Below are 19,739 nucleotides of genomic sequence, written 5' to 3' on the forward strand. Positions count from 1 at the left end.
CTTACGCTTCCGCCAGCAGGTTTCCCGCCACGTAGTCGGCGAGCGAGCCGACCGTGGCGAAGTCGTCTCGGCCCAACTCCTCCACGCTGATCTCCAGTTCGAGCCGGTCCTCCAGTTCCAGGACCAGTTCGAGTCCGGTGGTCGAGCTGAGGCCCAGCGCGTCCATCAGCGCGGTGTCCTCGGTGACGCCGGCCACCTCCCGCCCCAGGACCCGCGGGAGAAGGTCGCGGATGCTGCCGACCAGCCGGTCGCGCAGCGCCGGTTCCGCGCCCGCGGGGGCGGTGTTGTGCTCCGTCATCGGTGAAGCCTCTCTGCGAAAGAAGGATGCGGTGGTGATCAGTGCACGAGGACCATGGCGGAGAAGGCCGCCCCGAGGCCGGCGCCCGCGGCGGCCATCACGTACGGCTCGCCCGGCCGCAGCCGCCCACGGGCCAGCGCGGTGCGGTAGTTGACGAAGCTGTCCGCGCAGAAGACGTGGCCGGTGCGCGCCACGTTCTCCAGCAGGACGCGCTCACGCGGGTAGCCGAGGATGCGGCACACCTGGTTCCAGGCTGGGCGGTTCACGTTGTGCGGCAGGATCACGCCGACCTCGCCGAGCGCCAGCCCGGCCCGCCCCACCGCCGCGGTGATCGCCGCGGCGAGCGCGCCGGCGTACACGCGCTTGAATTCCAGGGCGAGTTCGGCTCCTTCGCCGTCGAACTCGCCGTGCTGCTCGACGGCGTAGCAGAGCACTCGGTCGCGGTCGCCGGTCGCCGCGACCAGGCAGGCCGCCGCGCCCTCGCCGAAGAAGGACGTCTCAGGGACGAGTTGGGCCTCGCCGGTGAACGCTTTCTCGCCGGTGAGCACGAGGGCCAGGCCGTCCGGGTCGCCGTCCGCCGCGAGCAGCCGCCCCGCGGCGTCGACGGCCAGCAGGCCCGAAGCGCAGGCGTGCTGGCCCACCGCGAAGACGGCCGCGTGGCCGAGCCCGTACTCCTCGCACAGCCGGCCGACCGGGTCGTACGGGTAGGGCACCACCGTCGGGAAGGTCCTGGCGTGCAGGACGTAGCGGACCCGGTGCTCCCGGCCGCGCAGCGGTTCGAGCCGGGCCACCGCGCCCCTGAGCAGGTCCAGCAGGCCGCCGTCCGGATCGCGGGCGACCTCGCCGAGCCGGTGGTAGCGCCGGAAGACCCTGACCTGCATGGCGGTCAGGCCGAGGCGCCCTGCCGGCTCCTCGATCGGCGTCCGGCCGGACGGCACGTAGTCGGCGACCGCCATCAGCGCGGTCACCTCCCCGCCTCCGCTTGCCCCGCCCCGCCCTCACCCGGAGCCCCCGGCCCCGGACCCGCCTGCGCGGCCGACGCCGCCTCGATCGCCGCCGCCTCCATCGCGTGGGCGAAGGCGTGGGCCTGGGCGGGGGAGACGAAGTGCGTGTCGATGCGGATCTCGAACAGCAGGCCGCCCCCCGGTGCGTCGTCGGCGTGGACGAAGAAGCGCTCGGTCTGGCCGTCCCCCTGGGCGGTCCAGCGGAAGCAGGCGTCCCCCGGGCCCGGCGCGGGGACGGCCGACGGCCCGTCGTCCTGCGGCTTGAGGGCGTGCGTGCTCCGGTCGTTGAAGAAGGAGCCGACGCTGACGTCGGCGCCGCGCTCGCGCGAGAGCCGCTCGGTCAGCTCGACCAGCCGCTCGGGGTGGAAGTAGGCATGCTTGTGGACGGACATGCTGCCGCGCCTGACCCGCTCGACGACCTCCTCCACCGTGGCGCCCTCGACCTCGATGGCGCACACCCCTGCCTGGGCGACCATGCACACCACATCAGAAAGCCCCGGCCGGAAACGGTTGTTGACCACCGGGCGGACCGCAACGGGGCTGATTCCGGTGGCCCGGTGGAGCCCGAGCGCGAACAGGGCGAGCAGAACGGCCGGCGCGCCTGCGCCCGTTCTGGCCACGATGGCGGGCAGCGCCGCGTCGAGCGCCGGCGAGCGGAACTCGGCCACCCAGTGGCGCGGGGTGCGCGGATCGGTCGCGCCGGGCAACTGGCGTTCGGGAAGGGCCCGCAGGACGCCCTCGAAGTGCCGCAGGGCCCGCTCGGTCTGCCGGAGCCCCGCGGGCGACCGCTGCCATCTCGCCTGGTCGAGCTGCTGCATGCCGGTGACCGGCGCGGTCTCCCTGGACCGCACCTCGCGCAGCATCACCGCCCCGCCCAGGCCGTCGGCGACCAGGTGGTGCATGACGGTGACCAGGTGGGTGGGCCGGCCTTCCTGGCGTACCGCGCCCATCCTGACCGGCCACGCGCCGGCGTAGTCGAAGGCGGTACGCCGGTAGTGCGCCTCGACCTCGGCGGCGACGGCGTCCGGGTCGGCGCCAGGAGCGGCGTCGTAGACGCCGAGGGTGATCCGGCCCGCGGCGAAGAGCCGCTGGGTCGGGTGGCCCGCGGCGTCGAAGCGCAGCCGGGTGCGCATCGAGGGGAAGCGGCCCATGAGGTAGCGCAGTTCACCGGCCAGGTCCTCGACGGTCGTGCCGGGCTCCAGCGCGGCCCGCCCGCCGATCGGCAGGGCGCTGCGCTGCCGGCACATCGCGTGCCAGATCTCCCACATGCCCCAGGACATCTCGTCCTCGCCCTCGCCGTCGCCGGCGAAGTGCACCTCCACCCGCTCGCTGGGAGCGGGCGCCCGTTCGGGCCCGGGGACCGGCGGGGCGGCGTCCGGCAGCGGAGCGGCGTCCGGTGCGGGCATTCAGACCACCGCCGCCTGCGCCCGGTGCCGCTGGCGCATCAGGAACTTGCGGACCTTGCCGGTGGGCCCGGTGATCAGGTCGGCCTCCGAGATGACCACGACCGCGCGCAGCGTGGCCGCGGCAGCGTCGGTCAGCGCCGCACGCACCGCGGGCGTACGGTCGGCGTCCGGTTCTGCACCCTCGTGCAGGGCCAGCAGCACGTCCGTGACGATGCGGCCCCCGACCTCCACGGAGACCACCGTGCAGTCGTGGACGTCGGGGCAGGCCGCGAGGATGCGCTCCTCGGACATGGCCGTGTAGAGCCAGGCGCCGCCGAGGTCGACGGCGTCGACGGCCCGGTCGACGTGGAAGTAGTAGCCCTCCTCGTCGCGGTACATCAGGTCGCCGGTGAGGTAGTAGCCGTTCAGGCGGTTGCGGTAGGTGGCGGCCGAGTCGTTCCAGTAACCGGGTGCCAACGTCGGTGCTTTCAAGGCGAGTTGACCGACCTGCCCGACTGGAACCTCCTCGCCGGTCGCGGTGTCGAGCAGCGCCACCTCGGCGAAGCCGTGCGGGACGCCGACGCAGCGCCCGTACCGCCCGGTCGTGCCGTTGTGGGTGATGTGGAAGGCGGAGTGGCCCATCTCGGTGGAGCCCAGGCCGTCGACGAAGCTGGATCCCGGCGTACGGCGTACTCCGTCGCGCGTAGCCGTCTCGCGGGAGCCGACCGCGACGAGGCGGCGGATATGCGGTTCGTGCGCGCAGTCCCCGGTGTTGAACCACAGCGACACCGAGTCCATGGCGTGGGCGGTCAGGTCGATCCTGGCCAACTGCGCCCAGGTGGCGGCGAATCCGAAGACGCCGGTGGGCTTCCAGCGCTCGATGCCCCGCACCACGGCGGGGCCGTCGTTCTGGGTGGACAGGAAGAGCAGGTCGCTGCGCAGGCACAGTGCCATGTTCAGCGCCGAGATGCCGGCGGCGTGGGCGGCGGGCAGCGCGCTGAGGATCCGCTCGGCGCCGCGCGCGCGGGGCGCGGACAGCCGGAAGAGCCGGGTGGCCGCGAACAGGCTGGCGCTGGAGTGCACCACTGCCGTGGGCATCCGCGTGGTGCCCGAGGAATGGGTGACGGCGATCGGGTCGTCGGCGTGGTGGCGGTAGGGAGCGGGCGCCCGCTCCGGGGAGCCGGTGCCGACCGCCGCCGCGTCGGCGTGCAGGGCCGGGCCGAGGTCACGGCCTGCCAGCCGGTCGCGGTGCTCGGCGTCGGTGACCAGGCCGACCCCGCGCAGCCGCCGCAGGTACTCGGCGGCGATGTCGCCGGACAGGTAGGGGTTCATCAGCGCGGGGATCGCGCCCAGCCAGGCCAGCGCGAGGAAGTTCAGCAGGCAGTCCGCGGAACCGGACACGTAGACGGCGACGGGGTCGCGCGGGCGGATGCCGTGCCCGTGCCACCAGGCCGCCCTGGCCGTGACCCGGTCGCGCAGCTGCCCCAGGGTCAGTTCGCACCAGGCGGGGTGGCCGTCGACCGGGACGTCGAAGGTGACGCCGGGCCCTTCGGGGTCGGCCCCGTGCTCGAACAGCTTGGGCAGGACGTTGCCCGCGCCCAGGCCCGGGTCGGCCGCCAGTCTGGCTCGGATGTTGGTGCCGGTCACCGCGTTCCTCCTTCGTCTTGCGTTGTCATCGTGGGGACCGGCCGCCGTCCGGCGCGGACCCTGCCGTACCCCACCCGGACGTACCGCCGCCGCCCGCCCCGGGACGTGCCGCCGGCTCTCATCCCGCGCCCACCGACTTCTCGACCGCCGCCCGCAGTTGGGCCCGGGTGGGCTGGCAGGCCAGGTCGAGGTCGCGGGCGAAGGGGAGGACGGCGCCGTCCGGGCGGGTGACGCGGCGGGGCGGGGCTGTCAGCCGCATCTCCTCGGCGGCCGTCGCCACGATCTCCGCCCCGATCCCGCAGGAACGGTTGGAGTCGTCCACCACGACCAGCCGCCCGGTGCGCTCCAGCGACGCGGCCAGCCCCTGCCAGTCGAAGGGGTGGAGCGAGCGCGGATCGAAGACCTCGACCGATACCGAGCCGGCCAGCTCCTCCGCCACCGCCACGGCGTCGTGCACCAGGTGCCCCACCGCCACGACGGTGACGTCGGTGCCCGCCCGGTGGACGCGGCCCGCTCCCAGCGGCACCGGCGCGAGCGCGCCGAAGTCGACGTCCTCGCGCAGGCCGAGCGCCCCGGACGGCGCGAACACCACCACCGGGTCGTCGTCCCTCATCGCCGTCACCAGCAGCCCGTACGCGTCCGACGCGGTGGCCGGCACCACCGTCTTCACCCCGACATGTGCGAACAGGCTGTACGGGTGGTCGGAGTGCTGGCCCGCCCAGCTGTCCCGCGAACCCGACCCCGGCAGCAGGTACGTCACCGGCACCCGGGTCTGGCCGCCGGTCATCAGAGACAACTTGTGTGCCTGGTTGGCGATCTGCTCGAAGACCAGGAAGAGCAGTGCCGGGATCTGGAACTCGATCAGCGGGCGCATCCCGGCCATCGCCGCGCCGGTGGCGAAACCGGTGAACGCCTGCTCGGATATCGGCGTGTCCAACACCCGGTCGCCGCCGAACCGTTGCAGCAGCCCCGCGGTGGCGTAGGTGACGGCCACCCCGACGTCTTCGCCGAGGACGCAGACGGCCGGGTCGCGTTCCATCTCGTCGCCGATCGCGCGGTTCAGGGCCTTGAGGTAGGAGAGCCAGGGCATCACAGCACCCCCGCCCTGGGGCGCAGCCCGGTGGAGTAGAGGTGGTCGAGCGCGCCTGCCGGGTCCGGGTGCGGTCCGGCGAGGGCGAAACGTACCGCCTCGTCCAGTACGCCCGCGGTCTCCGCGTCGATCGCGGCCCTGGTAGCCGCGGGGATGCGGGCGCCCTGGATGTCCAGGGGGTCGCGGGATCTGGCCGCGGCCACCTCCGCGTCTGTGCGGTAGCGGGGGCGTGCGGTGTGCTCCCAGGTGTGGTGGGCGTCGAAGCGCCGCGTGACGCACTCCAGCAGGTACGGGCCCGCGCCTGACCTGGCCCGTGCGACGGCCGCAGTCGCCGCGTCGAGCACTGCCTGCGGGTCCATGCCGTCCACGGTCTCCGCCGGGATGCCGAAGGCGGCGGCGCGGCCGGTGACCGTGCCCGCCATCGTCTGCTCGGGGCGCATCGAGGTGGCGAAGCCGTTGTTCTCGCAGACGAGCACGACCGGGACCTGCCACAGCGCGGCCAGGTTGAAGGCTTCGAGCACCACCCCCTGGCTGACCGCCCCGTCGCCGAAGTAGGCCAGCGCGACCCGGTCGCCGCCGGCCCGCCGCATCGCCCAGGCCGCGCCGGTGGCGATCGGGACGGCCGCGCCCACGATCGCGTCGGCGCCCAGCACGCCCACGCTGAAGTCGGCCGCGTGCATCGAGCCGCCCCGCCCCTTGTTGAGCCCGGTGGTACGCCCGGCCAGCTCGGCCATCATGCGGGCCGGGTCCGCCCCCTTGGCCAGGACGTGGCCGTGCCCGCGGTGGGTGCTGGTGATCACGTCGTCGGGTCGCAGCGCCGCGCACGTCCCCACGGCCACCGCCTCCTGCCCGGTGCAGGGGTGGATGCCGCCGCGGATCACCCCCGTACGCACCAGTTCGACGGCCCGCTGCTCGAACCCGCGGATCAGCGCGACCGTCCGGTAGAGCCCGGCCGGGTCGGCCGCCGGGCCGGTCACGGCCGGCCGGCGCGCCACAGCACCGGGCAGTAGGCGGGGTCGGCGTAGTCGGGCCGGCCGTCGGGCAGCCGCCTGACCAGGACGTCGTGGTTGTACGCGGCCTCGCTGCCGTCCTGCAGCGCGAACCTGCGGTATTCGTTGCCGCCGTCCTGCAGGTGGAAGGACACCGCCCGGCGGGGCCGGCCACTGCGGTTGGCGCCGCTGCCGTGGTAGGTCAGGCAGTGGTGGAAGCTCATGTGCCCCTTGGGGATGATCAGCGGCACCTTGCGGATCTCGGCCCCGTTGTAGGCGGCGTTCTCGGCCAGCACCCGCTCCAGGTCGTCCCGGTCGCGGTCGGCGAAGTGCCGGGTCATCGAGTCCTGGTGGCCGGTCTCCTTCCACCGGTGGCTGCCGTCGACCACGGTGAGCGTGCCCATCTCCTCGCCGCAGTCGTGGAAGGGGATGAACGCGGTCAGCATCCGCTCCGAACTGGACGTCGACCAGTAGTGCTTGTCGAAGTGCCAGGGCACGATGTTGCTGGGCTCGCCCTCGACGGCCGGCTTGAGGATCAGCGTCGACTGGAAGATCCGGATCTCCTCGGCCGCGGCGAGCCGGGCCGCGACCGCGCCGATCAGCGGTTTGCGCAGGACACGGGCGATCGGGTCGCTCTCGACGTGCACGTAGTCGTTGTGGCGCTGGACCGCGCCGTCCGACGGCTGCCAGGCGGCCAGCCGCGGCGGGCGGACCGGCAGCGTACGGCTGCGCTCGCCGGCGTAGTAGCGCTCGCTCGCGGCGGCCAGCTCGTCCACGTCCGCGTCTGTCAGCAGCTTCTTCGTCAGGTACCAGCCGTGCTCGGCGTAGAAGGCGACGTCCCCGTCGTCCGGCAGCAGCGCGGCCTCGGTGTCGGTGAGCGCGAAACGGGCGGCTTCGGTGTGGGCCTGCGCGCCCGTGGGCGCGGAACGGGCCGGGTCGCCGGCCATCACAGGGCCGCCTTCGCGGTGCCGCGGACCGCGGCGAGTTCCCGCTCCTTTGCCTCGTACAGCGCGGGGATGTTGCTGGTGCCGAAGGTGCGGGCGCCGTGCCGCTCGATCAGCTCCCAGAAGAAGGTCCGCCGCACATGCAGGGAGGTGGCGAATATCTGGTACATCTGGCCCCAGTGGTCGCGGTCGACCAGGATGCCGCGCGGGCGCAGCCGCTCCACCGGCAGGTCGACGGCTCCGAGCCGGCTGTCGAGCGAGCCGTAGTAGCTGTCGGGGGTGGGCGCGAATCCGACGCCCCGCTCGCCCAGCGCGTCGACGGCGGCGACGATGTCCTGGCTGCTCAGCGCCAGATGCTGCACCCCGGGTCCGGCATGCCAGGCGAGGAAGTCGTCGATCTGTCCCGGCGAGCGGCTCAGGTCGGGCTGGATCAGGGTGAGGGTGGCACCGCCCCCGGGGCTCTGCACCACCTGCGAGGACATCCCCTGCCCGCCGACCTCGATGTACTCCTCGAAGATCAGGTCGAAGCCGAAGGCGGACCGGTAGAAGCCGGTGGTGGCGTCCAGGGTGCCGGGCTCCAGGCAGACGGCCGCGTGGTCGATCGTCCGCAGCAGGTCCGGCCCGTCCGCAGGGAGCGCGGGACCGTCCAGCATCTCGATCACACCGGGCAGGAACTCCCCTTCCGTACCGTGTCGTTCGACCAGCCGGTGCGCCACGTCGCCGAATCCGGAGACCACGGCGGCCGTCACGCTCGCTTCCTTCGCCTCGTACGTCCGCGGTGCCTCGATCGCGGTGGCGCCGCCCGCCACCGCCGCGGCGAACGCCGACCTGGCGTCCCGGGTGCCGAAGGCGACCACGGCCACCCCGTCGCCGTGCCGGGCGACGTAGTCCACCGCCGGGTGGCCCGGCAGCAGGCCCGAGGTCAGCAGCACCCGGCACTCGCCCTGCCCGAGCAGCAGGCTGCGCTGGCCCGGCAGGCCCGTCTCGGGGCCGCCCTGCCCGCACAGGCGGAAGCCGAAGGCGGAGCACAGGACGAACGCCGCCTGGCGGGCGTCGCCCACGTAGAACTCGACATGATCGATGCCGAGGTAGTCCATTGCTGCTCCTTTGTCGATGACGCGGTGTGCTGGGACCTGGTGCCGGGTGCGTTGCCTTTACGGTCGGGGCCTCAGAGCGGGCGGGAGTGCCGGGTGCCCGGCCGGCCGAAGACGAGGCTGATGTTGTGGCCGCCGAAGCCGAACGAGTTCGACATCACCTGGCCGATCCCCGCGGCAGGGCGCGGGCTCTTGCGGATGTGGTCCAGGTCGCAGGCCGGGTCCGGGTCGTCGAGGTTGTGCGTCGGCGGCAGCAGGCCGCGCCGCAGCGCCAGGACGCTCACCGCGCACTCGACCACGCCCGAGGCGCCGAGCATGTGCCCGGTGACCGCCTTGGTGGCGCTGACCGGCGGCGATCCCGCACCGAAGACCCGGCGGATGGCCAGCGTCTCGGCGCGGTCGCCGATCTTCGTGCTGGTGCCGTGCGCGTTGACGTAGCCGATGTCCGCCGGCTCCAGGCGCGCGTCGGCCAGGGCCCGGCGCATGCAGGCGGCGGCACCCTCGCCCTCGGGATGCGGGGTCGTCGGGTGGTGGGCGTCGTTGGTGGCGCCCCAGCCCATGACGGCCGCGTAGCCGGCCGCGTCGCGCGCGTCCGCGTGGGCGGTGCGTTCCAGGACCAGCACGCCGGCGCCCTCGCCGAGCACCAGGCCGTTGCGGCGCCGGTCGAACGGCCGGCTGGCCGCAGCCGGTTCCGCCGCCCAACCGCGGGCCAGGGCGCGGGCGTTGCTGAAGGTGTCGGCGAGTGTCGCGAAGAGCGGCGCCTCGCTGCAACCGCACACCACGACGTCGGCCTCGTCCGCCCGCAGCAGCCGCAGGCCCTCGCCGACGGACTGCGCCCCCGCGGCGCACGCGGTACCGATCGAGGAGCTGTAGCCGCGGATGCCGTGCCGGATCGCGACCCGGGCCGCGCCCATGTTCGGCAGCATCCCCGGCAGCAGGTACGGGCTGACGCCCAGCCGGCCGCGCTGCGTCCTGGTGACCACCTGCGCCTCCAGCGTGGCGAGTCCGCCGGTCCCGGAGAGGATCACCCCGATCCGGTACGGGTCGACGTCCCTGCCCACCTCGATCCCGGCGTCGGCCAGCGCGTCCGCGGCGGCCCGCAGCGCCATCACGATGTAGCGGTCGACGACGCGGGCCTCGGGTCCCGCCAGTACGGAGCCGGGGTCGATCGGCGGCCCGAACCCGGCGACCTCGGCGCTGCCGTCCAGCGCGCTGCCCGCCGGTGGCCGCCGCAGCCCCGACCGCCCCTCGCACATCGCCGCCATGACCTCGGCGGCACTGGTGCCCACCGGGGTCACCATGCCCATCCCGGTGATGACGACGTCCGAGCCCCGCGCACCTGTCACGGCCGATCCCCTCCATTGAGCAATACGGCTTCCGCCCGGTCCCTGTCGCCGTCGCCGGACGCCTGGTCGACCAGGACCACCAGCGCCTCCTCGGCGTCACCGTCCTCGATCAGCAGCGCCGCCACCTCGACTCCCGCCCTGCCGTCCGCGACGCACACCACCGGCCCACACAGCCCCCACCTGGCAGCCACAAGCCCGGCCACGGCGTTGGGCACGGCCTGGAAGAACATCAGCGGCCCCGGCCGCTGCCCGCCGTCCACCGCCTCGGCCACCCGCACGGCCCCGGCGACATCCCCCAACGCGCTCACGATCACGACGGCGGTCCTGACGCCCTCCGCCGGGCGCGCACCGGGCGCGGGTGCCGACGCGGCCACGGACCCCGCAACGCCCCCGTCCCCCTCGCCCTCCGCACGGACCGCGTGCTCCCCGCCCACGGCCGCGCCCGGCACCGGAAGGGCGCCCGGCGGGCGGCGGGTGAGGCAGCGGGTGGCGGTCTCGGCGAAGAGAGGGCTGAAGGTGGAGAGGACGAAACCGGGCAGCGCGGGCGGTACGCGGTCGGCCGCGGACTCCGGCCAGGCCGCCGCGGCCAGTACGCGCAGGCCCATGGCCACGGTGTGGTCGGTCAGCGGCGGCGTGGCCGTCACGGGGCGGCCGGCGGGGGCCGGCGTCGTACGGCTCATGGCGTACCCACCAGGAGTGCGGTGTTGGCGCCGCCGAAGGCCGAGGTGAGGCTGAGCCCGTACGCGGACGTGGCCGGCGCGGGGCGGTCGAGGACCAGGCCCAGTCGGCAGTCCGGGTCCGGCCCGAGGTAGCCGGCATTGACCGGCAGTTGCCCGGCGCGCAACGCGGCGATGGTCAGGACGAGTTCGAGCAGCGCACCGGCCTCCAGGGCCTGCCCGTGCACGGACTTGGTTGAGCTCACGGGTACGGACTCGGCCGCGTCGCCGAACGCCCGGTGCAGCGCCGCGGATTCGGCCGCGTCGCCGGCCGGTGAGCCGGAGCCGTGGGCGTTGACGTAGCCGACGTCCGCAGGTCCGAGGCCCGCGCGGCGCAGCGCGTCGGTGATCGCGCGGGCCAGGCCGGCGCCGTCGGGGCGCGGCTTGCACACGTGGTAGGCGTCACCGGCCCGCCCCCAGCCCGCCAGCCGGGCCAGCGGCCGTGCACGCCGCTGTGCCGCCGCCGCGGCGGACTCGACCAGCACGGTGACCACCGCGTCGCCCAGCAGCAGCCCGCTGCGCCCGGCGCTGAACGGGCGCACCCGCCCGTCACCGGCCAGCGCCCGCCCGGCCGCGAAGACGGCGGACTGGTCGGCGTCGACGAGGTATCCGGCCGCGACCACGACCCGTTCCGCCCGCCCTCTGGCGATCAGCGCGGCGGCGTCGGCCACCGCGGTGCTCGACGCCACGCAGGCCGAGGTGTACGCCCGCGCCACGCCGGACAGCCCGCCGCGCCGCGCGACCGTGCCGGCGAACGTGTCGGCCCCGTGGGCCGCCCGCTCATGCTCCGGTACGCGCGGCAGCTCCGGGTCGCCGTGCACGGCCAGATACAGCGGGCACGCCGCACGCCGCACGCCGGTCAGCCCCGCCTGGTCGCAGGCCCGCCCGATCGCCCCGGCCAGCTCGTCCGCCAGCACCGGCGTCCCGGGGTGTGCGGCGGCATGCCCGCCGCCGGCGAAGCGCACCACGGGCCGGAAGCCTGGAGTCCCGTCGAGCGCGGCCCTCAGTAACGGCCCCACCCCTTCCCCGAACGCGCTGAGCACCCCGACCCCGGTGACGACAACCCCCCGCCCCCCTCGCCCCACCACCGGCACGGGGACACCCGCGCCTGGCGCCGCGGCATCCCGCCCGCGCTCACGCATGACGACGCCGTTCCCCGACTCCCCCGGTCCCGCCGTTCCCAACTCCCGGCATCCCAGGACCGGCGCACAGCCCCCGGGCGCCGACAGCACCGGATCCAGGCTCGATCGGCCCCGAACCGCCGGCGGCCGCGACATGCCCTGAGCCGCCAGGCTCAACGGTCCTCGGACCAGGCTCGCTTGACGCGACCCGCCGCGGGCCACCGGCTGCCGAGCCGCCGGGCTCAGCAGCCCCGAGCCCCGGGGACGACCCCGCGCCGGAGGCGGCTGAGCCGAGGTCGGTGAGGACCCGGAGGGCCGTGGACACCGTCGTCATCGCGGCCATCGACTCGTCGTCGACGCGATGGCCGTACCGCTGCTCGATCTGGTGGACGAGCCAGGCCAGTTCCATGGAGTCGATGCCCTCGGGAACCTCCTCCGGGGGACGTGCGCCGAAGGCGGCGAGGATCGCCACGATCTCGGCGCGCCCGGGAGAGGCCCCCGGCTCGGAGGCGGGCGCGGCCGGCCCGCTCACTGGCCCGCGGCCGGCGTGGAGGCGATTCGGGCGGCCAGCGCCGCGCCGAACTCACCGACGGTCATGGTGCCCAGCACCTCGGCCTCGTCCTCCTCGAAGACCACGCCGAAGCGCTCCTCGACCCTGATACCGAGTTCGGCCAGGGCGAGCGACTCCAGGTCGACACCGGCCGGCCCGAGGGGGGTGCCGTCGTCGACGCCTGCGACGCTGTAGTTCATCTCCTTCAGCGAGCTGAGCACGAAGGCCCTGATCTCGTCGGTCTCCACGGTGGACATCGCGGGGGTTCCCTTCCCTGGGTGGCCTGTCACCGGTCGGACGGCCGGTGGGTGCTCCGTTCGGTGGCGCGCAGGACGGCCTGGTCGCGCACCAGCTTCCCGGTGGCGGTGCGCGGCAACCGGTCGACGAAGTGCAGCAGCCGGGGCCGCTTGTAGGCGGCGAGACGCGACGCGAGCCCCGCCTCCACCGCGGCGGCCGCGGTGGCGCCCGGTTCGTGCAGCACCACGTACGCCTCGATGGACGAGCCGTGGACGACGACGGCCGCGGCGACCTCGGGGAGCGCGGCCAGGGTGTGCTCGACCTCGGTGAGGTCGACCTTGAGGCCGCCGACGGAGACCTGGGAGTCGAGCCGCCCCAGCACGCGCACCCGGCCGGTGTCGTGGTCGACGGTGCCGCCGTCCCTGGTGTGCAGCCAGCCGTCGGACCAGCGCGTCGGGTCGGCGGGGCCGAGGTAGGGCGAGCTCCCCGTGGCGATCAGCAGCTCACCGCCCGACTCCCTGACCACCAGGCCGGGCGCCGGGGCCACCTCGGGGCGGTGCTCGCCGAACAGGTCGGTGGCGATGACGCCGACCTCGGTCATCCCGTACATGCTGCCGAGCCGGACGCCGTAGCGGTCGGTGAAGGCCTCGTGCACCTGCGCCCTGACCAGCTCGCCGCCGGTGGTCATGCCGGTGAGCTGCGGCAGCCGGGGCGGATGCGCGACCCAGGTGAGCAGTTCGATGTGGAAGGGCACGCCGAGCAGCGTGGTCGGTTCAGGACCGGCCGCCACCGCGTCGAGGATGCCTTCACCGGTCGCCCGGCGGGGGAAGGCGAGCCGCACACCGGCGTGCAGGCTGTGCAGCAGGCCGCCGACGAGGCCGAGGACGTGCACCATGGACGCCATGGACACGATGCGCTCGCCGGCCCGGGGGACGCCGTCGATCACCGCGTACCTGCCGAGTTCGGCGACCAGGTCGGCCGCCGTCCGCCCGATGATCTTCGAGGGGCCGGTCGAGCCCGAGCTGAGCTGGACCAGGGCATGCGGGGTGCGGGCCGGGCTGCCGGAGCGGGCCCGCGGGCTGTCCCGCTGGTCGTAGTAGCCACGGGCCGGCCCGCCGCGTACCGGTTCCGCCGACACGACCACCTGGGTCTCCAGCCGGCCCAGCGCCCGTTCGGTCTCGAACGGCGTGAGCCGGTGGTCGAGCAGGGCGACCTGGGCCCCGATCCGCCAGGCCGCCAGCAGGTTGGCGACCAGGGCGAGCGAGGGGGCCAGGCAGAGCGCGGCCGAGCCGCCGGCGCGCAGGCCGGCCGCGGCGAGCGCGGCCTGGCGCTGCCGGACCTGGCGGCGCAGCTCGTCCCTGCTGACGGGTGCGCCGAAGTCGAGGCAGACGCCGGCGCCAGGTCCGGCGAGCAGGACCTCGTCGACCCACGAGGGGTCCCACGAGGAGCTGTCCCCCGGTGGCACCGGACCCTTCTGCGGAGTTGTCGGTGCAGTCTTCATGAAGAACCCGGACCTCTTTCCCGTTTCCCGGTGATGCCCACACGTGCACAGCACAATCGGCCGGTCCACTTGCCGGTCCAGACCAAAAGGAAGCCGACGGAATTCCCACGCCGAACTTTCAACTCTGAATTCCGCGCTGTCAAGACCCGGTCGGCACGGCACAACTTCCCAACAATCTCTGCCGTATCGATCCGTCACACGCGACACAAATCCCTTCGTATTGACGGATCCCGGCAACCGCCGCTAGCATGGCGCCAATTCGCCAACTGCCGTGATCCGGCAGCAAGTTGCCAGCTCAGTACGATGCACCACATGCAGGTGATCCCCTAGCCGCCCCTCACGGCCAGGCGATCCCTTTCCTTTGCGGCCGCCCTCGCGGACGCACATTCGCGCCCTCCTGCGCAGATCTCCCAGCACTGCCGCACACCCTGCTCCATGCACCCTTCAGCACACCGCTCGGGTGCAACATTTTTCCGTGCCCGCGCACCTGTTTCCGCGTCGGACCCCACGGCTCTATTCGTGCTGCCTTCGTATTCCGCATTCCTGCCAGATTTCGACGATTGGCCATCAGTGGAACCTGGGATCGGCGCCGGCCTTAACACGGCCGTGGAGCGCTACTACGACATCACTCTCGATCTGTACGAGGACCTGTGGGGCGAACACGTCCACCACGGTTTCTGGGACCTCGGCGAAATCCCCGGCGCCAACGGCGCCGACCGGCATGCCGCGACCGATCGACTGGTCCGCGAACTGGTCGAATTCGGCGGCGTCCCGGCCGGAGCGGCCGTGCTCGACGTCGGCTGCGGTATCGGCGGCCCCGCGCTGCACCTGGCCGGGGCTATGGGCTGCACGGTTGAGGGGGTCACGCTCAGCGCGCGGCAGGCAGCCAGGGCCAACGAGAAGGCACGGGCCGCCGGCATCGCGGACCGGGCCCGCTTCCACCAGCGGGACGCGCTCGCCAACGGGTACCCCGACGCGTCCTTCGACGTGGTCTGGGCGCTGGAGAGCCTGATGCACCTCCCCGACCGGCCGGCCTTCTTCGCCGAGGCGATGCGGCTGCTACGCCCGGGCGGCACCTTGGCGGTGGCCACCTGGGCGGTGCGGGAGGGGGAGCTGGACCAGGGCGAGCGCGATCTCGTCGGGCAGATCCTGCGGCACCAGGTCATGCCGGACCTGTCCTCGCTGGAGGGGCACGAGCAACTGGCCCGCGCCGCCGGCTTCGCCGAGGTCGCCACCGTGGACTGGAGCAGGGCCGTCGCCAACTCCTGGGACCCGTCCTTCGCGCAGATCAGACGCTTCGAGCGGGGCAGGACGGTGATGCGTGAACTGGCCCGCGAGCGCGGGGTGGACGTGCTGGGCTTCTTCCACGCGGGTCCGCTGATGAAGAAGGGCTTCGACACCGGGGTCATCGCCTACGGGGCGCTGCGGGCCACCCGGCCGCTGCCCGCCGGCGCGGCGGACCGGCTGATCCGCCCGATCGCCGATCTGCTGCGGGACATCGTCGGTGAGGACGACGCGTGGCTCGACGCGGTCGTCCCTGGCACCCGCGTCGACGGGGACCTGCTGGTGGAGAGCCACGAACTGGCCGCGTGGAGCGTGGCGTTGCGCGACCGCTACGGCGACCGCGTCGACCTGGCGGCGCATGTGGCCGGGCTCGGTATCGACGAGATCGTCGACCTGACCGTCGCCGACGTGGCCGCGTACGTCGCCGCCCGGCGGCACGACGGCGACGCGCTGCCCGCAGACGGTGGCTGATGGGCCGCTACCTGTTCGTCTCGCTGCCGCTGACCGGTCACGCGCACCCGATGGCCGCGGTGTCCCGGGCGCTGACCGCTCGCGGGCACGAGGTGCTGTGGGCGGGCTCGGAGTCGTTCCTGCGGCCGGTTCTCGGGCCTGACGCGGCGATCGCCCCCATCCCGCTGCGCGCCCACCGCGGCCAGGCCGACCGGGGCATGGCCGCGGCCAGGTCACGCTGGGCGGGCTATGCCGTCCCGCACGCCAAGGCCACCCTGCCGGGTATCGAGCGGGCCGTTGCCGCGTTCCGCCCCGACGTCCTCGCGGTCGACCAGCACGCGGTGGCCGGCGCGATCGCCGCGCACCGGGCGGGTCTGCCCTGGGCGAGCCTGGCACCGACCACCATGGAGCTGACCCGACCGTACCGCGCGCTGCCGCGGGTCGAGGCGTGGATCCACGCGCAGATGGCCGCGGCCTGGGCCGCGGCGGGCATGCCCGGCGAGCCTCCGCACGACCTGCGGTTCTCCCCGCACCTGCTGATCGGCTTCACCGGCACCGCCCTGTCGGGACCGCTCGGCTGGCCGGACAACGCCGTCCTGGTCGGCCCGGCACTGGCCCCGCGCCCGCCGGACCGCGACTTCCCGTGGGACCGGCTCGACCCGGCGCGGCGCCTGGTCCTGGTCACCGTGGGCACCCTGTCCATGGACCTGGCCCAGGACTTCCACGCCCGAGTGGTCGAGGCGCTGCGCCCGCTGGCCCGCACCGTCCAGGCGATCGTCGTGGCGCCGGACGGCACGGTGCCCGGCGCCCCCGAGGGCGATGTGCTGGTCCGCTCCCGGGCGCCGGTGCTCGAACTGATGCCGCGGCTGGACGCGGTGGTCAGCCACGGCGGCCTGAACACCGTCTGCGAGGCGCTCGCCCACGGGGTGCCGCTGGTGGTCGCACCGATCAAGGGTGACCAGCCGATCAACGCGGCCCGGGTGGAAGCCGTCGGCGCCGGACGCCGGGTCAGGTTCGCGAGCGTACGGCCGAAGGAGCTGCGCGAGGAGCTGCTCGCCGTGATGGAGGAGCCCTCCTACCGCGCCGCGGCGCACCGGGTGGCCCGGTCCTTCGCCGCCGCGGGCGGCGCGGGGGCCGCGGCCCGGCACCTCGAAGGACTGCTCGACGGCGGGCCCGGCCCCGGACCCGTGGGGAGAAGAGGAAGGGGAGCGCAACCGGTATGAAGACACTCCGTGACATCTGGCTGGTCTTCGGGCGGCACATGCTGCTGCTGGCCAGGTCGCCGCTGTCGATCCTGCTGGGCGTGGCCCAGCCGGTGGTCTACCTGGCGCTGTTCGCCCCGCTGCTCAAACCCGCGCTCGCCACCATGGGCGCCGACTCGATGACCGACGCCTACCGCATCTACGTCCCCGGCATGCTGGTCGCTCTCGCCCTCGGCGGCGGCCTCTACGTCGGGTTCGGTCTGCTCGCCGAGCTTGCCTCCGGCGTCATCGAGCGGGCCAGGGTGACCCCGGTCAGCCGGGTGGCGCTGCTGCTGGGACGGGCGCTGCGCGATGTGGTGACCCTGGTGGTGCAGGCCGGGATCATCAGCGTCCTGGCGATGCCGCTCGGCCTGTTCGTACACGTCGAGGACCTGCTGCTGGCGTACGCGCTGCTCGCGCTGATCACGCTGGCCAGCTCGGCGGTCAGCTACGGGATCGCACTCAAGGTCAGCGACCCCAACGCGCTGGGCCAGGTGGTGAACAACCTCGCGCAGCCGCTGATGCTGCTCTCGGGGACTCTGCTGCCGCTGGCGCTGGCGCCGTTGTGGCTGCGCCGGATCTCGGACTGGAATCCCTTCAGCCGGGCGGTGGTCGGCATGCGCGCACTGTTCGCCGGGGACGCCGGCGACGCCTCGGTCTGGCAGAGCATCGCGCTGACGGCCGCCGTGGCGCTGCTGGCGCTGGCCTGGTCGGCCCGGCTCTTCGCCCGCTCGGTCCGCTGAATCCCACCCACGACAAGGACGCCTCGATGATTGAGACCAGGGGACTGCGGAAGTCCTTCCGCACCGGGCGCCGCCGCAAGGCGACCACCGTGGAGGCAGTGGCAGGCTTGGACCTGACCGTGGCGCAGGGGGAGATCTTCGGCTTCCTCGGCCCGAACGGCGCCGGCAAGACCACCACCTTGCGGATGCTCGCCACCCTGCTGCCGCCCGACGGCGGCGAGGCGGTCGTGGCCGGCGCGGACCTGCGGACCGCGCAGGCGGCGGTCCGCCGCAGCATCGGCTATGTCGCCCAGGGCGGCGGCACCTGGGACGCCGTGACGGCTCGCGAGGAGCTGGTCCTGCAGGCCAGGATGCACGGCGTCGGCAAGGCCGAGGCGCAGGGTAGGGCCGCCGAGGCGCTGGACGCCTTCAACCTGGCCGCGTACGCCGACCGCCCCTGCCGTACGTACTCCGGCGGCCAGCGGCGGCGGGTGGACATCGCGCTCGGCGTCGTCCACCGGCCCAAGGTGCTCTTCCTGGACGAGCCGACCTCGGGCCTGGACCCGCAGAGCCGCGCCCACCTGTGGGAGGAGATCCGCCGGCTGCGGACCGAGGGCATGACCGTCTTCCTGACGACGCACTACCTGGACGAGGCGGACGCGCTGTGCGACCGGATCGCCATCATCGACGGCGGCGGCATCGTCGCCGAGGGCACCCCGGCCGAGCTCAAACGCGGGATCGACGGCGAGGTGGTCACCCTGGAGGTCGGCGACCACGCGGCGAAGGCGGCCGAGGTGCTGGCCGAGCTGGCCTGCGTGGCGTCGGCCGAGGTGCGCTACGACGGCGGCCTGCGGCTGTCGGTGGACGCCGGCGAGACCGCGATGCCTCGGATCATGCGCGCGCTGGCCGACGTCGGCGTCGACCTGGCCACCATCGAGCTGCACCGCCCCTCCCTGGACGACGTGTTCCTGGCCAGGACCGGCCGGTCGCTGCGGGAATCCTGACCATGACACACGGGGCGACACGGAAGGAGACAGACATGGACGGGAGCATCCCGGTGCGCAGGGCGGTGGTCACGGGCGGCGCCGGATTCGTCGGCTCACACCTGTGCGACCGGCTGCGCGAGGAGGGCACGCAAGTCGTCTGCGTCGACAACCTGCTGACCGGCAGCGCGGACAACGTCCGTGCCCGGTCCGGCGATCCGGGCTTCACGCTGGACGTCCGCGACGTCAGCGAGCCGTTCGACGTACCCGGTCTCGTCGACCTGGTGCTGCACCTGGCCTCCCCCGCCTCACCGCACGACTACGCCCGGCACCCCGTCGAGACGCTGCGGGCCGGCGCCCACGGCACCGCGAACGCCCTCGACCTCGCCCAGCGCAAGGGCGCCCGCTTCCTGCTCGCCTCCACCTCCGAGGTCTACGGCGACCCGCTGGTCCACCCGCAGACCGAGCTGTACTGGGGCAACGTCAACCCGGTCGGCCCGCGCAGCCAGTACGACGAGGCCAAGCGCTACGCCGAGGCCCTGACCACCGCCTACCGCACCACCCGGGGCGTGGACACCGTCATCGTGCGGCTCTTCAACACCTACGGGCCGCGCATGCGGCCCACGGACGGCCGTGCGGTGCCGACCTTCGTCACCCAGGCCCTCGCCGGGAAGCCGCTCACCGTCGCCGGGGACGGCTCGCAGACCAGGTCCCTGTGCTACGTGGACGACGCCGTCGGCGGCATTCTCGCCGCTGCCGCGAGCGGCCACCCGGGTCCGGTCAACCTGGGCAACCCGGTCGAGCTGACCGTCCTCGACCTGGCTCGCCGCATCCGCGACCTGTGCGGCTCCGCCTCGCCGATCACTTTCGTGGAGCGGCCCGTCGACGACCCGGGCCTGCGCTGCCCCGACATCACACTGGCCCACTCGGCGCTGGGCTGGCAGCCGGTGGTCGACGTCGACAAGGGCCTGGCGATGACCATCGACTGGTTCGCCCGGCTCGGGTGAGGCGCCGTCCCGTCCAGGACATCTGGTCACCGCCATCGGCCCCGTGACGAGACGATCCCCGTCACGAAGCCGGTGCCGCCGACGGCGACGTTCCTGAACGTGTAAGGGGCCGCAGTCGACGGGTTACGGC

General features: G+C 73.9%; 18 protein-coding genes. 5 read left to right on the plus strand and 13 right to left on the minus strand.

Annotation, left to right across the window (positions count from 1 at the left end; genetic code table 11):
* Nucleotide 1 precedes the first annotated feature (1 nt).
* The 13 genes from OG702_RS05760 to OG702_RS05820 form a co-directional block, all read right to left on the minus strand.
* On the minus strand, nt 2–298 hold the full coding sequence (locus tag OG702_RS05760; protein WP_327287795.1) for a phosphopantetheine-binding protein: 297 nt from the start codon (nt 296–298) through the stop codon (nt 2–4).
* Between the two features lie 38 nt (nt 299–336).
* Nucleotides 337–1,266, minus strand: coding sequence for a 3-oxoacyl-[acyl-carrier-protein] synthase III C-terminal domain-containing protein (locus OG702_RS05765; protein WP_327287796.1), 930 nt, complete (start codon nt 1,264–1,266; stop codon nt 337–339).
* Nucleotides 1,263–2,708, minus strand: coding sequence for a condensation domain-containing protein (locus tag OG702_RS05770; protein ID WP_327287797.1), 1,446 nt, complete (start codon nt 2,706–2,708; stop codon nt 1,263–1,265). Before OG702_RS05770 ends, OG702_RS05765 begins: the two co-directional genes overlap by 4 nt.
* The gene (locus OG702_RS05775) at nt 2,709–4,334 is read right to left on the minus strand and encodes a class I adenylate-forming enzyme family protein (RefSeq protein ID WP_327287798.1); all 1,626 of its coding nucleotides are present in this window, start codon (nt 4,332–4,334) and stop codon (nt 2,709–2,711) included.
* 118 nt (nt 4,335–4,452) lie between these two features.
* Entirely contained in the window at nt 4,453–5,424 is a 972-nt protein-coding gene (locus tag OG702_RS05780) for an alpha-ketoacid dehydrogenase subunit beta (RefSeq protein WP_327287799.1), read from the minus strand.
* Nucleotides 5,424–6,419: a thiamine pyrophosphate-dependent dehydrogenase E1 component subunit alpha gene (locus OG702_RS05785; protein WP_327287800.1), complete on the minus strand. Its 996-nt coding sequence runs from the start codon at nt 6,417–6,419 to the stop codon at nt 5,424–5,426. The genes OG702_RS05780 and OG702_RS05785 overlap by 1 nt, the downstream gene beginning before the upstream one ends.
* A complete protein-coding gene (locus tag OG702_RS05790) occupies nt 6,398–7,360 on the minus strand; it encodes a phytanoyl-CoA dioxygenase family protein (protein ID WP_327287801.1) in 963 nt (320 codons plus the stop codon). Before OG702_RS05790 ends, OG702_RS05785 begins: the two co-directional genes overlap by 22 nt.
* A complete protein-coding gene (gene hppD / locus OG702_RS05795; RefSeq protein ID WP_327287802.1) occupies nt 7,360–8,454 on the minus strand; it encodes a 4-hydroxyphenylpyruvate dioxygenase in 1,095 nt (364 codons plus the stop codon). Before hppD ends, OG702_RS05790 begins: the two co-directional genes overlap by 1 nt.
* Before the next feature lie 71 nt (nt 8,455–8,525).
* A complete protein-coding gene (locus OG702_RS05800) occupies nt 8,526–9,797 on the minus strand; it encodes a beta-ketoacyl-[acyl-carrier-protein] synthase family protein (RefSeq protein ID WP_327287803.1) in 1,272 nt (423 codons plus the stop codon).
* Nucleotides 9,794–10,477, minus strand: coding sequence for a hypothetical protein (locus tag OG702_RS05805; protein ID WP_327287804.1), 684 nt, complete (start codon nt 10,475–10,477; stop codon nt 9,794–9,796). The genes OG702_RS05800 and OG702_RS05805 overlap by 4 nt, the downstream gene beginning before the upstream one ends.
* The gene (locus tag OG702_RS05810) at nt 10,474–11,481 is read right to left on the minus strand and encodes a beta-ketoacyl synthase N-terminal-like domain-containing protein (protein ID WP_327287805.1); all 1,008 of its coding nucleotides are present in this window, start codon (nt 11,479–11,481) and stop codon (nt 10,474–10,476) included. The genes OG702_RS05805 and OG702_RS05810 overlap by 4 nt, the downstream gene beginning before the upstream one ends.
* 681 nt (nt 11,482–12,162) lie before the next feature.
* The gene (locus OG702_RS05815) at nt 12,163–12,441 is read right to left on the minus strand and encodes an acyl carrier protein (RefSeq protein WP_327287806.1); all 279 of its coding nucleotides are present in this window, start codon (nt 12,439–12,441) and stop codon (nt 12,163–12,165) included.
* 29 nt (nt 12,442–12,470) lie between these two features.
* On the minus strand, nt 12,471–13,922 hold the full coding sequence (locus tag OG702_RS05820) for a class I adenylate-forming enzyme family protein (protein WP_327287807.1): 1,452 nt from the start codon (nt 13,920–13,922) through the stop codon (nt 12,471–12,473).
* A 570-nt stretch (nt 13,923–14,492) separates the two neighbouring features.
* On the opposite strand from OG702_RS05820, the gene OG702_RS05825 reads away from it, so the two are divergent.
* From OG702_RS05825 to OG702_RS05845, 5 genes are read left to right on the plus strand one after another with little or no spacing between them, the layout of a single operon-like run.
* Nucleotides 14,493–15,677, plus strand: coding sequence for a methyltransferase domain-containing protein (locus OG702_RS05825; RefSeq protein WP_327287808.1), 1,185 nt, complete (start codon nt 14,493–14,495; stop codon nt 15,675–15,677).
* Complete coding sequence (locus OG702_RS05830) at nt 15,677–16,879, plus strand: glycosyltransferase (protein WP_327287809.1); 1,203 nt, start codon at nt 15,677–15,679, stop codon at nt 16,877–16,879. Before OG702_RS05825 ends, OG702_RS05830 begins: the two co-directional genes overlap by 1 nt.
* Nucleotides 16,876–17,640, plus strand: a complete 765-nt coding sequence (locus OG702_RS05835; protein ID WP_327287810.1) for an ABC transporter permease — start codon at nt 16,876–16,878, stop codon at nt 17,638–17,640. The genes OG702_RS05830 and OG702_RS05835 overlap by 4 nt, the downstream gene beginning before the upstream one ends.
* A gap of 26 nt (nt 17,641–17,666) precedes the next feature.
* A complete protein-coding gene (locus OG702_RS05840; protein ID WP_327287811.1) occupies nt 17,667–18,623 on the plus strand; it encodes an ATP-binding cassette domain-containing protein in 957 nt (318 codons plus the stop codon).
* 35 nt (nt 18,624–18,658) lie between these two features.
* Nucleotides 18,659–19,609 (plus strand): NAD-dependent epimerase/dehydratase family protein, encoded by a 951-nt coding sequence (locus tag OG702_RS05845; protein ID WP_327287812.1) that lies wholly within the window; start codon nt 18,659–18,661, stop codon nt 19,607–19,609.
* Nucleotides 19,610–19,739 lie beyond the last annotated feature (130 nt).

It is taken from the genome of Streptomyces sp. NBC_01198 (assembly GCF_036010485.1).
Lineage (GTDB): Bacteria > Actinomycetota > Actinomycetes > Streptomycetales > Streptomycetaceae > Actinacidiphila.